Source organism: Rhizobium sp. R711 (genome assembly GCF_002211365.1).
Classification (GTDB): Bacteria; Pseudomonadota; Alphaproteobacteria; order Rhizobiales; family Rhizobiaceae; genus Rhizobium.
In genome coordinates, this window is sequence record NZ_LOKZ01000014.1 from 44,487 (window position 1) to 58,282 (window position 13,796).

Annotated in this window: 12 protein-coding genes; 3 read left to right on the plus strand and 9 right to left on the minus strand. The window is 57.1% G+C overall.

All coding sequences use genetic code 11. The features are described from left to right. Positions 1 to 744: 744 nt before the first annotated feature. A complete protein-coding gene (locus tag ATY80_RS16045) occupies positions 745 to 1,236 on the minus strand; it encodes a sigma-70 family RNA polymerase sigma factor (RefSeq protein ID WP_088693371.1) in 492 nt (163 codons plus the stop codon). Between the two features lie 87 nt (positions 1,237 to 1,323). Then, a complete protein-coding gene (locus ATY80_RS16050; protein ID WP_088693372.1) occupies positions 1,324 to 1,722 on the minus strand; it encodes a response regulator in 399 nt (132 codons plus the stop codon). Positions 1,723 to 2,294: 572 nt separating this feature from the next. On the opposite strand from ATY80_RS16050, the gene ATY80_RS16055 reads away from it, so the two are divergent. Together ATY80_RS16055 and ATY80_RS28985 are read left to right on the plus strand one after the other, a co-directional pair. After that, positions 2,295 to 3,380: a YihY/virulence factor BrkB family protein gene (locus ATY80_RS16055; protein ID WP_245306850.1), complete on the plus strand. Its 1,086-nt coding sequence runs from the start codon at positions 2,295 to 2,297 to the stop codon at positions 3,378 to 3,380. 65 nt (positions 3,381 to 3,445) lie between these two features. After that, positions 3,446 to 3,604 (plus strand): hypothetical protein, encoded by a 159-nt coding sequence (locus ATY80_RS28985; RefSeq protein WP_189637177.1) that lies wholly within the window; start codon positions 3,446 to 3,448, stop codon positions 3,602 to 3,604. A 60-nt stretch (positions 3,605 to 3,664) separates the two neighbouring features. On the opposite strand, the gene treY is transcribed toward ATY80_RS28985, so the two are convergent. The 3 genes from treY to glgX are packed head-to-tail and all read right to left on the minus strand — an operon-like array spanning position 3,665 to position 10,007. Further along, positions 3,665 to 6,118 (minus strand): malto-oligosyltrehalose synthase, encoded by a 2,454-nt coding sequence (gene treY / locus ATY80_RS16060; protein ID WP_088693373.1) that lies wholly within the window; start codon positions 6,116 to 6,118, stop codon positions 3,665 to 3,667. Continuing rightward, complete coding sequence (gene treZ, locus ATY80_RS16065) at positions 6,115 to 7,890, minus strand: malto-oligosyltrehalose trehalohydrolase (protein WP_088693374.1); 1,776 nt, start codon at positions 7,888 to 7,890, stop codon at positions 6,115 to 6,117. The genes treY and treZ overlap by 4 nt, the downstream gene beginning before the upstream one ends. Before the next feature lie 47 nt (positions 7,891 to 7,937). Beyond that, positions 7,938 to 10,007, minus strand: a complete 2,070-nt coding sequence (gene glgX, locus ATY80_RS16070) for a glycogen debranching protein GlgX (protein ID WP_088693375.1) — start codon at positions 10,005 to 10,007, stop codon at positions 7,938 to 7,940. A 165-nt stretch (positions 10,008 to 10,172) separates the two neighbouring features. Between glgX and ATY80_RS16075 the strand changes: the two genes are divergently transcribed. After that, a complete protein-coding gene (locus ATY80_RS16075) occupies positions 10,173 to 10,517 on the plus strand; it encodes a hypothetical protein (protein WP_088693402.1) in 345 nt (114 codons plus the stop codon). A gap of 35 nt (positions 10,518 to 10,552) precedes the next feature. On the opposite strand, the gene ATY80_RS16080 is transcribed toward ATY80_RS16075, so the two are convergent. From ATY80_RS16080 to ATY80_RS16095, 4 genes are all read right to left on the minus strand, one after another. Then, the gene (locus ATY80_RS16080) at positions 10,553 to 11,419 is read right to left on the minus strand and encodes a glucose 1-dehydrogenase (RefSeq protein ID WP_189637178.1); all 867 of its coding nucleotides are present in this window, start codon (positions 11,417 to 11,419) and stop codon (positions 10,553 to 10,555) included. A gap of 272 nt (positions 11,420 to 11,691) precedes the next feature. Continuing rightward, positions 11,692 to 12,303 (minus strand): response regulator, encoded by a 612-nt coding sequence (locus tag ATY80_RS16085; protein WP_088693376.1) that lies wholly within the window; start codon positions 12,301 to 12,303, stop codon positions 11,692 to 11,694. A 238-nt stretch (positions 12,304 to 12,541) separates the two neighbouring features. Further along, positions 12,542 to 12,925 carry a succinate dehydrogenase, hydrophobic membrane anchor protein gene (sdhD, locus tag ATY80_RS16090; RefSeq protein WP_088693377.1) on the minus strand — a complete coding sequence of 128 codons (384 nt, stop codon included), beginning with the start codon at positions 12,923 to 12,925 and terminating at the stop codon, positions 12,542 to 12,544. A 195-nt stretch (positions 12,926 to 13,120) separates the two neighbouring features. After that, positions 13,121 to 13,612 (minus strand): ferritin-like domain-containing protein, encoded by a 492-nt coding sequence (locus ATY80_RS16095; protein WP_088693378.1) that lies wholly within the window; start codon positions 13,610 to 13,612, stop codon positions 13,121 to 13,123. Between the last annotated feature and the right edge of the window lie 184 nt (positions 13,613 to 13,796).

Genomic DNA, 13,796 nt, shown 5'->3' on the forward strand with positions numbered 1-13,796 from the left:
CCCATCATCACGACTTCCGAACTGGAGAGCCAGTGAGTCGAGGGATATTCACGTCCGGTATTGGCGCATTGTTGCCATCTCCGTCACAGCGGCAGTCTTCGAAACGGCACAACGCGTCGTGGTCAAGGTGCGAGCCAAACAGCGCTTACGTAGGACCGGTGGGCTTCTAAGGAGCAGTTGGCCCATGGCGTTATCACAGACGAATTGAAATGAACGGGGACCGAAATCGGCGTTCATCGAGCAGGCTGTGTTCGACAGCGTGATTTGATCCTGCGAGCCAGAGTACTCGCGGAGGCTGTCAGCAGTACGGGCAATCGCCGCCGAAGGCTGGCAGTCAGCAGATGGGGGCAAAAAGCCTAACTCGGCGCATGAGCAGGTGCTGTGAACTTCTCATTCCTATCGCTGATGGCGGCGCTGCCATTCAGCAATTTTGGCCCGCCACGAAGCTCTCGCGACAAATCAGTCTGAATCTGTGACCGTGGTAGAAGAGCCGAAGAAAATGCGGGAAGAACAAGCGCTGTAGGCGGCCCGACTGCAGCTCGAGCAGCGGAGCGCCGCCGTCGGCTATTGCCCCTGGGGCTGACGACGAGAGTCAAGAAACGCTAAACCGTCTCAATCTCGGTGCGCCGACAACAAGCGGGGGTCCGTTGCACGTTGGGCGTTCCACGACGCAAGAGCGCAACGATGATCAGATCAGTCGAAGCTCTCAGGTTCTGGGATGAACTGATGACTGTCCCAGCGCTTTCAATATAGTGCGCTGATCAGCTGCTGACGGGCCCGATTGACGCGGCTTTTGATCGTCCCGATGGGACAGTGGAAATGAACGGCAGCCTCTTCGTAACTACGTCCATCGATGAAAATATACTCAAAAGCGGTTCGGTACTTCTCAGGCAGCTTCACGCATGCCGCCTCAATCTCGTGACCCATCATTCTCCATTCCTGCTCTGGTTGCACACTTTCTTGAGACGAAATACAGTCTGCCGCTCCAACGGCCTCCCGCTTTGAGATCCGATAGCGCGTGCAAAACGTATTTCGCATGATCGTAAAGAGCCACGATTTCAATCTTGTGCCCTTTTGGAAATGATCGGCGTTTGAAAGCGCGCGTACAAGTGTTTCCTGGACCAGGTCGTCGGCGTCGTTTTGATGCTGGTAGAATGTGCGAGCAAAGGCTCGCAGTGCCGGAATGAGCTCGATTATCTCCTCGCTCATCGAACCGGCGGATGTATGTGCGGTCATTGTCTGATCCCCGCGATCTCTGAGGAGGGTAAACCTTGCCGAGACTATTGGTTCCCCTCTGTACGGTATCGGACCCTGACGCCGTCGTTATTGATCCCGAGGTTTTGAGGCAAATAGCGCGATGGCAATCTCTGCCAGAGCGGTTGGCTTTTCGCACAACAGATAACCCCCGAATTTTTCGGGTATATCGGCGTCGACATGGGCGGTCGCGAAGACGAAAGGAATGGCAAGGCCATGCAGCCTGTCGGCGATCGGAAAGACAGTTTCGCCCTCCAATCTGATGTCGAGAATAGCGGCGTCGGGTGTTTCGCGGTCGATCATCGACATGCCGATCTCAACCGAAGGGGCCGGCCCGATGACCTCCGCCCCTGCCGCCACGAGCGCCTTTCGGGTTTCATCGGCCACGAAATACTCGTCTTCCACGATGAGGATCCGCTTGCCTGCGAGCAGTCGAAGAGAGGCCTCATGCTGATGGCGACTGATCATAAGGACCCCAATGGTAGACAGAAACGGGTTTGCACCATATCGGCCTATCCTCGGTTTTGGCTAGACTGCAGCCCAAAAGGTCCGGCCTTTTCATGCCTTCCATAGCCAGGCAAGCGTCGAGCCTGGTGTTGCCACCGCAGGAACACCTGTGGCCTCCTTCTTCATCCACACGCGCTGGTTTTGCCTCAGGGGGCAAGTGTAAGGATCGGCCCCGCATCCTAAGCGAATATAGATCAGGCCCTACGTCACGGTAACAAAGGGGGGGTCGAGATGTTCCAGAAAGAATTGGCCTTGCCGCCGATCCACTCTGCCTGCCGGGAACCTTGTCTTCGAACCAGAGTTTGGTCATGCCGCTCAGCTGCAGCGCCCTGCAAAAACTCGAGCCACGGCCCTTTGTGCCCGAGTGCTGGGCGGCGCCCCACTCCTCAAAATCGGAACACGGCCTAAGGTTTTCGAAGAGCCGGTGGAAGGCCAAACGGATGGAGTGGTGGAAAGAAGAGCCGGCGCTAAAAAACCAATGCATCTTTTGGCGCGAAAGCACGTTTTATCAGGACCTCAATGGAGGCGAGCGGATGCAACCAAACCCGTCGCTCATGAAGACGCCCAATCCAGCAGCGCTCTTCGTCTTGTCAATGGCCGTCGTCGGCTTCATCTGGATGGCTCGCAACGGACGGACGACATCGCTCTCGCGAGCCGAAGACGAGGGTGAGGAGGGCGGCAGGGGGAGAAACGCAGCCGTCCCCGAAGCCATTCCCCTGAAAGGTCTTCGCGATGTCTTTTGGCGGGTGGTAGAAGAAGTCTTGGACGATCGTGCAACGCTCATCGCTGCTGGCGTGACATTCTACCTTTTGCTGGCGCTCTTTCCGGCATTAGCCGCGATGGTTGCCATTTATGGGCTGGTTGCCGATCCTGCGACGATGGCCGAGCACTTACGCGAGCTTTCGGGACTGCTTCCGCCAGGTGCCTTCGATTTCATCGCCGAGAGGATCAAAAGCCTGGTCGAAACGCGCAGCTCCACGCTCGGTCTTACTTTCTTTATCGGTTTGGCTTTTGCGCTTTGGAGCAGCCACAACGCCACACTTGCGGTCTTCGATGCGATGAATGTTGCCTATGAGGAGAGGGAAAAGCGCGGGCTGATCCGGCTGAACGCTGTTGCTCTTTGCTTTACGCTTTGCGCCATGCTCGCGGCCGCGCTAATGATCGGACTGGTCGCTGTGATGCCAGTTGCGCTTTCATTTATCTGGATGGACCAGTTCAAGGAGCATATGGCACTTGTTCTGCGTTGGCCGCTCCTGCTCTCGATCGCTGCGCTGGCGACAACCGCTGTTTACCGTTTCGGACCGAGCCGCGAACCGGCTAAACTCCGATGGATGACCTGGGGCGCTGTCCTTGTCACGGTCTCGTGGTTTGTGATGTCCCTGGGCTTCTCCTTTTACTTGGACCACTTTGCCAACTACAGCGCAACCTACGGAACCTTGGGCGCGCTGATCGGCTTTCTTGTCTGGACATGGCTTTCGGTCGTCATTCTGATCATCGGCGGCGAATTGAACGCAGAACTCGAACATCAAACCGCCAGAGATACGACAACCGGCTTTCCCTTGCCGATGGGATCGCGCGGAGCCTATGTTGCCGACACGATTGGAAAAGCGGCCGACTAACTCGGTTGTTCATGGAAACCTTTAAGCAACGCTGTTGTTCTGCTCCTGACAGAAAGGAGCCGTCCATGACGACACTCATCTTGATCACATTGGTACTGATCCTCATCCCGAGCGTGAGATTCCTGCTTTATGCTGCGGTGGGCTATGCGGACTATTTCCTTGAAGAGCGAAAGAAGCTTGCGGTGCTGCGTGACGCCGTCAAGCGCCGCGCAGACCCGGATTAGGCGCTCTGGAAAAGCCAACGCTTAAATCGAAAACGCCGTCCATATCCCACAAAGGATCATTCATCCAGGAGCGATGAGGGCGACCGGCAGTGAATGCAGGACGCTCGAGAGCGCCAATTGGCGCCCGTTCAGCGAACATCCCGAAAACACGCTTCGACGTGGACCGACAAGCGACGGAGGAAGGTCGATCGTTGTGTCTTCCCAGAATTCAGGTGCTGCGGCAAGTGATCCGTCTGCAAGGTGCCCGAACATGAACCTCGAGGCCACGGCCACCGCATAATCACCGCTTTCATCGTGCCGTACAAAAGCGACGACATGGTTGCTTCGCCGGCCGCGCGCCAAGAGCGGCAGGTAAGCACCATGTGCAAACAGGTCAGGGTGCTCTTTGCGCTGTTTGAGGCTGGACTGAATGATCCGCAGTTTCAGCGCACCGAAGGATAGCTCCGTCCTTTTGGTTTCTACCGCCATTGCTTCTGCAGACAAAAGGATGTCGAGCATGTGCCGGTTGTCGGGGTCGACAAGGCTGAGGTCCAGCCGTTCGGATCCCTGGTAGATATCGGGAACGCCAGGTGCTGCGAGCTTGATCAGCGTTTGCGCCAGGCTGTTAACATGTCCGGCCGCGATGAACGGCTTCAGTATCTTGGAAAAATGCGTTCGAAAGGAAGAATTGGATCCTGAGGTCATTGCCGCCGCATATGACTTGACTGTCTGCTCGTAGGCAGCATCCGGGTCGTGCCAATTCGTCGCGAGCTTTGCTTCCCGAACGGCTTTTTCAGCGTAGGAAACGAAACGGTGACTAAGGTCATCTGCGTCATGATTGTCCTCGGGCCAACACCCCGCGAGGCTCTGATAGAGCATCCACTCGAGCTGCGGATCTGGCGTCAAGACACCCTGGTGCTTTGCACCATGGTGGCGGTTCATCTCACTCCACTCGTGGAATGCATGGCGCCAGAAAAGCGGCGCCTCGCTTAAGGCGTAGAGGCGCGCGCGCGCGTCCTCACCGCGCTTGGTGTCGTGTGTTGAGGTGGCCGAGAGCCCGTGCGGGCATTTACAAAGACGCTTTCGCATCTGACGGTGAAAGGCCTTAAGGCCTTGTGGTGCCTTGTCGGGCTCTCCTCCCACTTCGTTCAGGGCAAGCAGCGCGGTTTGTCGATAAAAGAGCGTATCCTCCATCGCCTTCGCCATGATCGCTCCGCTCAGTTGCTGAAATCGGCAGCGCAATGCTGGCTCCGACCCATCCGCGAGAACGGACGCCAGCCACTCTAGAGGTTGGCTGCAGGAAACCCGTCCCAAGGCTTTCGTGACGGCGCGTCGAAGGACATCCTGATCCTGCTTGTTCAAGGCGCCACCGGCGCCATAAGTGCGGTAAACTGGAAAGGCAATCAGCAGCTCCCGGATCGCAGCGGCGATACCATTCTCACTGAGGTCCGGCCGCGCCCGCTGGGCAAGCTTTCTGATCCTTTCCATCTCGCCCTGGAAGTTGTGGTCGATCATCAGCGTCTTTGCCGCGCGAAGTCCGCTGTCGAGGCCTTCGGAATGTGTTCCAAGCATTGAATAGGCGCCATGAATGACCTTCAAGCCCCCGGGGTGTACAAGCAAGTCGGAAAGCGCTGTTATGAACTCGTAACCGGTCGTCCCTTCCACAGGCCAGTCGGCGGGGAGTTTTTCGCCATGAGCGAGGATCTTTTCCACCACGATAAACAGATCGGATCCGACTGCACCACGCAACCTCTTTAGGTAGGTCCCGGGATCAGCCAATCCGTCGATGTGGTCGAGGCGCAAACCTTGAACCTGACCGGATTTGACAAGCTCGAAGATCAGACGATGGCTGTCGCTAAACACCTGCTCATCTTCGACGCGCAGCCCCACCAGGCCCGCGATCTCGAAGAACCGGCGGTAGCTCAAATGGCGGCTTGCGTCCTTCCAGCAGGTGAGCTGCCAATGCTGGGCTTGCAGCAGGGCTTCGATCTCGCCTTTCTTTCGAGGACAAGACAGAAAGTCCGCAGTGTGAGGGGCGAGCGGCAGGGAGGTATCAAAATAACGGAGGCAAGGCTCGCCGAGATCCGGGTCGCGACGTACATCAAGTTCGCCATCTTTGATCACCTCATCCAACGGCTTGTCGAGGATGGGCAAGGTAAGCCGTTCGCGCCAGTCGATGTCGAAGTAGCTGGCGAATGGGCTTGTGCTTCCGAATTCGAGCACGTCGGCAAACCAGCGATTTTCAGCCGATACCGCCATGTGATTGGGAACAATGTCGACGATCAACCCCAGTCCTGCCACCTCTAGTGCCCGGGTCAGCCGATCGAAGCCCTGGCGTCCTCCAAGTGCAGCATCGATCTCGTTGCAGTCGGTCACGTCGTATCCGTGTGTCGATCCCCGCACAGCCGACATGATCGGCGACAGGTAAAGGTAATCGATCCCCAACGCCTGAAGGTGGGGAACGGTTCGTTCTACCCGCTCAAAGGTCATCCCGTTTCGCAATTGCAGGCGATAGGTGGAGGTCGGAACGTTCACCCACCGATCCTCCAGAAGACGGACCATGGGGCAATGATGTCGTTCGCCACCCCTAACGAAAAGATTTCCTTGCCGAGGTGACCGTTGGCAGGTGTTGGCGCCGGCTCGTTTGCGAGATTGCCGAGCAAACGAAGCTTGCGATCGTCGGTGAGGCGCCATTCGACCAAGATGAGCCGGTCCTTGCGGCGTTCCCAGGCACCAGCGCAGCGATCAATCTTGTCCAGCAAAGGCACGATATTTTTGCGCCTTGTTTCAAGCAGACTGGCGTAGAATTCAAGGTGGCTGGCGCCGGCGTCTTCATCACGTTTTGACCAATCGAGTTTTGCCGCTTCAAACGTCGAAGCCTCGGTCGGATCCAATTGGTCGCCGGCGGCAAAGCCTGGCAGTCTGGCAAGCTCGCTGCGCCTGCCCCGTCTTACCGCCTCGCGCAGGCTCGCGTCGAAGTCGCAGAAGTAGGGAAAAGGCTCCTTGGCGTTCCATTCCTCGCCCATGAACAGCATCGGTATTTGTGGCGACAACAGATAGACCGCCGCAACAGCTCGGATCACCTCCTCAGGGAGAGAGCTGATCACGCGATCGCCAAGAGCGCGATTTCCGATCTGATCATGGTTCTGGATGAAAGCAACGAAGGCAGTTGCCGGCAAGTCCGCGCTCCGCTTGCCCCTCCTTCTGCCCCGATAAGGCATGTGCTCGCCCTGGAACACGAACCCTTCGGCCAATGCCTTGCCAATCGGGGGCGGGCTTGAGACGTAGTCTGCATAGTATCCGGACGTCTCGCCGGTCGCAGCGACATGAAGCGCGTGATGGAAATCATCGTTCCACTGGGCATTAAACAGGCGGACATCGCCGGCCTTCTTCAGGCTCAACAGCTCGCTGTCATTGGCCTCGTTTTCGACGATGAGGTGAACCTTTCTGTCGCCGGCGGCGTCACGGATACGGTAGGCAATTTCGTGCAGGATATGTTCACTGCTATCGTCTTTGATAGCGTGCACGGCGTCCAGTCGCAGGCCGTCCAATCTGAATTCGCAAATCCAGTACACGGCATTCTCGACAATAAACCGGCGGACCGGTTCGCTGTCGGTCCCATCATAGTTGATGCCGTTGCCCCAGGGCGTATCGTGGCCGTCGGACAAGACTGGCGCATAGGCTGGCATGTAATTGCCCTCGGGGCCGAAATGATTGTAAACGACGTCGAGGAAGACGCAGATGTCTCGCTCATGTGCAGCTTCAACCAACATCTTCAGGTGTTCGGGTCTTCCATAGGTACTGTCGGGCGCATAGGGCAACACGCCGTCATATCCCCATCCCCACTGGCCGGGAAAATCGCTTATCGGCATGATTTGAACAGCGGTTATGCCGAGGTTTCTCAGGTGATCGAGACGATCGATGGCCGCAAGGAAAGTTCCTTCCTCAGTGAAGGTGCCGATATGTAGCTCGTAAAAGACCATTTCCTCCCAAGCTCTTCCGCGCCAACGACCGGGCTTCCAGGCGAAGGTGCTGAGGTCGACCACCTCAGTTGGACCGTGGACGTCGCTTGGCTGAAACCTCGAGGCCGGATCCGGCACAACCAGTCCGTTGTCCAGGATGAAGCTGTATAGTGATCCGGCTTTGGCAGTGGCGACTTCGCAACGATGCCAGCCATCGGGCGATCGCGACATTTCGTAGGACCCGTCATCATCGAGCTTCAGCAAAACGCCCTGCTGATACGGAGCCCACAGGCGAAATTGGATACCCGTGTCCAAAATCAGCGGGCCGAATGACGAACTGCTCAAGGGCAACCTCCCTGTCCGTTGGAGGGATCGCTTTGCCAGGCGCAACACTACCCAGCCCGGAGAAGAACCAGGCTTCGCGGTGAAAGGCAGTATTCACCGCCGGCAATCGGCTGGTCGACAAGGCACGGATCGGCGGTCGTCAGCATCAAGACCCATCCATCGCGCGCTCGCGGCAGCTTGAAGTGCACAAGGCCGTCATGCGGATTGAACAAGACAAGCACGTCGTTGACGTCTTTGGCGGCGCCGCTTGCCTTTGACAAGCGAAGGCCAATGGTCGTGCTGCCGGGATCCGACCAGTGCTCTTGTGTCTGCACACCGCCAACGGGGTTTAACCAGGACACCTTCATGCCATCGCGCCAGTTTTCGCGTCTGAAGATTGGGTGCTTTTGGCGCAAGTCAATGAGGCGTTTGGTGAATTGCTTCAATTGCCCGGGCCCCTCAGGCAGGTTGTCCCAATGCACGAAGCTTAAATCGCTGTCCTGGCAGTACCCGTTATTATTGCCCATCTGGCTACGACTGAACTCGTCGCCGGCAAGAAGCATCGGCGTTCCGTGCGAGAGGAAAAGTGTTGCGAGAAAGTTACGCTTTTGCCGCTCTCGCACCGCGTTGATCGCGTCATCGTCGGTTGGACCTTCCACCCCGTAGTTGAAGCTGCGGTTGTCGTTGTGGCCGTCCCGGTTATCGTCGCCATTGGCCTCATTGTGTTTTTCGTTATAGGAAACGAGATCGTTAAGGGTAAAGCCGTCATGGGCGGTTATGAAATTGACGCCAGCCCATGGCCGTCTGCCACGAAGATCGTAGATATCCCCGGAGCCGAGTACACGCGCGGCGAAGTCTTGCGTTGTCCCGTCCTCGTCTTTCCAGTAGTCGCGGATCGTATCGCGATATTTGTCATTCCATTCAGCCCAGCCAGGTGGAAAACCGCCGACCTGGTAACCGCCAGGGCCGATGTCCCAAGGCTCACCCACCAGTTTCAGCTTGGACAGAACCGGATCCTGGCCGATGGCGTCGAAGAAGCCGCTGCGCTGATCAAAGCCCTTTGGTTCGCGCCCGAGGATGGTACCAAGATCGAAGCGGAAGCCGTCGATATGCATGCTTTGCGCCCAGTAACGCAGCGAGTCTGTCACCATCTGGAGCACGCGGGGATGTGACGTGTTGACGGTATTTCCAGTGCCGGTGTCATTGATGTAATACCGCGCCTGACCAGGAAGCGTGCGGTAGTATGAGAAATTGTCGATGCCCTTGAACGAGAGCGTCGGTCCCAGTTCGTTTCCTTCGGCGGTGTGATTGTAGACAACGTCAAGGATGACCTCGATGCCGCCCTCATGAAATGCCCTGACCATGTTGCAGAAACCCGCCATCTTTTTCGGACCAAAGTATCTGGCTGCGGGTGCGAAGAAAGCGAGGCTGTTATAGCCCCAGTAGTTCTTCAGTCCCTTCTCGAGAAGATGAGCATCATCAGGGAACCAATGAATGGGCAACAGCTCGATCGAGGTGATGCCGAGGGCTTTGATATAGGCAATAACCTCGTGATGCCCGAGGCCTTCAAATGTGCCGCGCACGTCGCCCGGGACGTCCGGGTGCAGTTGGGTAAAGCCCTTGACATGCGTCTCATAGAATATCGTCTTTGACCAAGGGATCGACGGCTTGGTATCGGCTTGCCAATCGAAAGCGGCCGGGTCGACGATGCGCCCCTTGGGCATGTGTGGCGCGCTGTCGGTGTCATCGAACGACAGGTCCTTTTCTACCTCGTTCAATCCATAGCCAAATTGTGCTTGCCCCCAATTGATATCGCCCACGAGTTCACGTGCATAGGGATCGACCAGGAGCTTGTTCGGATTGAAACGGTGCCCGTTCTCAGGATCGAAGCGTCCATGGACCCGGTAACCATATAGGCGACCAGCCTTCAGTCCGGGAACGTGGCCGTGCCAGATTTCATTCGTGTATTCGGGAAGCGTGATCCGTTCGAGTTCATGCATACCGTCTTCGGAAAACAGGCACAGTTCGACCCGTTCGGCGTTGGCGCTGAAGAGCGCAAAGTTGACGCCGTCACCCTGGGGGTTGGCGCCGAGGAGTGTATGGTCACCTGCCTTTATGCAGGTTCGAGATTGGCTCATCGTTGGTCCTTGTGCAAACAGATGATGGTAACCCACGACCGCAACTTAGGTTCCGCGCGACCGCGCGTCCTGGCCAAGTGGGCCAATAAAATCGAGAGGCCGGTCGCCGATGCAGGGAACCATATGAAACGTTTTCTTGTTTGGGAGAAAAGGAGGATCCATCTGATGAGCAGCGACGACGACAAGATCGAGACCTATGGAATAGATCCGCCCTACGCCGAGGCGGCGGGCATCGAGCGCGCGGAAAAAAGACGGTGGCTTATATGGGGTGTGGCCATTGCTGGCCTTACCGTGTTCATGATTGCGCTTTTGAGTTACCTGGTCTGGCCACCGACGTTACGAACAGACGCGTCCACCACTGCCTCCACCCGCACGCAGCCTATCCCCCCATCTCCGGCGCTGCCGCCTGATGCCTCAGCAACTACGATCGATCGTAGTCCCTCGCCCAGCGGAAGCGGAGGCGGTCCAACGGGTGTCACCAGCCCGACAGGGACCGAAAAGGTAAAATAACAAATGCCTGGACGTTTGCCCGGCGCAGCCAGGATCTAGATCATGATTTCGCCGCCGGTCACCGGCACGACAGCGCCCGTCATAAAGCTGCCAAGATCGGAGGCAAGCAGAACGTAAGCGCCGGCGAGCTCGGCCGGCTGTCCCGCCCGACCAACTAACGTCTTTTCACCGAACTTCGCCGCTTTGTCAGCCGACATGGTCGAGGGAATGAGTGGGGTCCATATCGGCCCAGGGGCGACCGCGTTCACGCGGATGCCCTTTTCGGCAAGCATTTCTGCGAGCCCGGCCGTGAAGTTTGAAATGGCGCCTTTCGAGGAGGCATAAGCAAGCAGATATGGGGAAGGTTGACGCGACTGAATCGAAGTCGTGTTGATGATGGCGCTTCCGGGCTTCATGTGCGCCGCTGCCGCTTTTGCTAGAAAGAACGGCGCATAGACGTTCGTACGGAACGTGTCATCCCAGTCCTCGGTGGTAATGTCGGCAATGCTTGCGTATGTTCGCTGAAACGCAGCATTGTTAACAAGGACGTCTATCCTCCCAAACTCATCGACAATGCGTTGCACCATTGCAGTGCAGTGCTGTTCGGACTTGATATCGCCGGCAATTAGAATTGCCTTGCGCCCGGCCGCCTCGATCCACTTTGCCGTATCTTGTGCATCGTCCTCCTCGTTGAGGTAGGAAACGACCACATCGGCGCCTTCTCGTGCAAAGGCAATCGCGACAGCTTTGCCGATGCCTGAATCTCCTCCCGTGATCAGGGCAACTTTGCCGGTTAGCCGTCCATTTCCCTTGTAAGTTTGCTCGCCGTGATCAGGCAGAGGCTTCATGCTCTTGGTACGACCAGGCGGCTCCTGGTGCTGCGAAGGATAGGGAGGCTTGGGACGGCGTGCGTCGTTGTTCATCTCGGTCTCCATGATTGACGGCCCAATGGACCTAACCGCGCGGGAAGGGAAGGGTTCCCTTTACCCGACGATAGTTCCCGTCGTGCTGGAGGCGAGACGCAGCAGCTTTTGACGGCCCGTTAAACCCAAGAGCAACTGACGGCAATTATGCGACATTGGCTAACAGTCGACAGATAGACAGAAGCTCCATCGCTCACGGACGATCTGGCATCGCGCTGTTGAGGCGCTGACGCGGTCAGTTCGATCCGTTCTGCTCAGGCCCTCCACATTTCTCATGAAGCATGACGCCGAAGAGGACGAATGCGTGAGCGATAAGCGATCCGCTCGCGTGCCAGATCGGATACGATTGTTTCCCAGCTGGCAGGTTTGGTGAACACTTTCGTTGATCTGAAAAATGCAGGGAGAACCCTGTCCTCATAGGCGGTCACGAACGCGAACGGGACTTGCTTCATCTTAAGCATCGCTGCGACGGGATAGACCGTTTGCCCACCGAGGTTGATATCCAGAAGAGCACCGTCGAGCTCATGTCCGTGTTCGACAAGGTCTACCGCTTCCGCCACGCTGGGAACCGGTCCGGCTATCTCAGCCCCGAGCACTGTCAATCTTTCTGTCGCTTCACGTGCCATGAGGTAGTCATCCTCAACGATGAGGAACCTGAAACCCTCGAAGATCGATTTGGTGGCGCGGAATTTTTTCCATGCCGCTATTTTGCAGAGCGCCTCAAGTTTTTCGGGGATCACCAGGCCACGGCGGTACATCCCAAGTACGTAGCGTGCGAATTCTTCTCGATAGCTGACACCGTCGGAAAACCATGGCTCCGACGCCATGCGGTCATAGACCTCCTGAATTATCCGCAGATCGGTTGGTTCGAAGACGCCGTGCATCACCGCTGGACCTTCCCATCAAATCTTGGTGGTAACGAAGCATTTCACTTGACGGCCAGTGGTTCAAGCCGAACCTGTCGTCCGTCGGCAATCGTACAAACCCCGGCTCTCGATGACATGGCAAGCCCTACGTGTCGGAAGGTGAGGGGGCGCCGGCGGCTCCTTGGGAATGGAGAGCACATACAGCGGCGAAGACTGCCAGGGCGCGGGACAATTGCCACCGAGAAAGATCAACGCCTCATGCCTTCACACTTTCAAACATCATCATCAGGATCGCAAATACGCAAACCATGCAAACCGCCCAGGTAAACGCCGAGTTGAGAAACATGAACGCCAGCTTGCGCAAATGGCCATGAACGTAGTCTTCGATGATCGCCCGCATCCCAACATCCATGTGAATGGCACTGAGGATGATGAACGCCAAGAGCGCCGGCCCGATCCAGAAGCTGCCAACGGATTCGACGACGAATGCGCGGTCGCGACCGAAAAGGTAAATGCCGATGCCGACGATATACGGCGTGAGAAGACCGAGCGCCAGACCCGACGCCTGTTTCAAGACATATGGCCCGGTCCCGCCTTTTGCCGAGCCCAATCCGCGAACCCGTCCCAGCGGCGTTGTCATGGTTTCCTCCCGCAAGGTTCCACTCTGGCGTTCTTGTCATCAGGCGCGCCTTGGGGCGATCAGTCAATCCCAGAACTGCCGGCATGGTAGGTCATGAGATCTCCGGGCGGGGTCTTTGCCGAGCCCTGTCTGTTCGGCGGCCGCGCGTTCCAGGTGAAAATCGGCCGCAGTAAAAAAAGCGGCCGACCTTCTGCTTTACGCTGCCTTGGCGTTGGCGGCGGAGATAGCGAGTTGCGTCAACTTCTTGTCCGTCGCCTCTTCTTCGGCAAGGTTTTGCTTCAGGAGCGGTACAGCCTCTTTCAGACCGAGCTGATTGGCCCAAGCGATGAGCGTGCCGTAGCGGGCGATTTCATAGTGCTCGACAGACTGGGCCGATGAAATCAGACCGGCATCCAAAGCTGGCGACCCCTTGAACTCTTCGATGATCTCCTCACCCTCGGAAATGATACCCTGTATCGCTTCGCAGGTCTTGCCGCGGGCGGGTTTGCCGAAGATCTCAAACACTTGTTCCAGGCGCTCTATCTGGCCTTGGGTTTCGTCGCGATGCTGAAGGAACCCAGCTTTTCCTTTCTCCGATTGTGCGGCACGCGCCATTTTCGGCAGCGTCTTCAAGATCTGCTTTTCCGCGTAGTAGATATCCTTGAGCGTATCGAGGAACAGGTCGTCGAGCGTCTTCTGAGTAGCCATGTGTGTCCTCCTTGACTGGCATTCTAGTGCAAGCTTTAAACTCAGAGATCTCCTGGATGTTCCCGGACGCCGGGGTTCATTCTCGGCCTTTTGCTGCAAAGAGCCAGATGCTGAGCCAGATGCTTTTCGGAAAGAGGCGCGGCGGTTGAGCAAGACAATTTGACGGGACCTTGCACCTCTCAGG

Coding starts and splice junctions, on each gene's coding strand:
- ATY80_RS16080 (WP_189637178.1), bottom strand. CDS start 11,419: ATGAACAACGACGCACGCCGTCCCAAGCCTCCCTATCCTTCGCAGCAC.
- ATY80_RS16050 (WP_088693372.1), bottom strand. CDS start 1,722: ATGATCAGTCGCCATCAGCATGAGGCCTCTCTTCGACTGCTCGCAGGC.
- ATY80_RS16085 (WP_088693376.1), bottom strand. CDS start 12,303: ATGCACGGCGTCTTCGAACCAACCGATCTGCGGATAATTCAGGAGGTC.
- sdhD (WP_088693377.1), bottom strand. CDS start 12,925: ATGACAACGCCGCTGGGACGGGTTCGCGGATTGGGCTCGGCAAAAGGC.
- glgX (WP_088693375.1), bottom strand. CDS start 10,007: ATGAGCCAATCTCGAACCTGCATAAAGGCAGGTGACCATACACTCCTC.
- ATY80_RS16055 (WP_245306850.1), top strand. CDS start 2,295: ATGCAACCAAACCCGTCGCTCATGAAGACGCCCAATCCAGCAGCGCTC.
- ATY80_RS28985 (WP_189637177.1), top strand. CDS start 3,446: ATGACGACACTCATCTTGATCACATTGGTACTGATCCTCATCCCGAGC.
- ATY80_RS16045 (WP_088693371.1), bottom strand. CDS start 1,236: ATGACCGCACATACATCCGCCGGTTCGATGAGCGAGGAGATAATCGAG.
- ATY80_RS16095 (WP_088693378.1), bottom strand. CDS start 13,612: ATGGCTACTCAGAAGACGCTCGACGACCTGTTCCTCGATACGCTCAAG.
- ATY80_RS16075 (WP_088693402.1), top strand. CDS start 10,173: ATGAGCAGCGACGACGACAAGATCGAGACCTATGGAATAGATCCGCCC.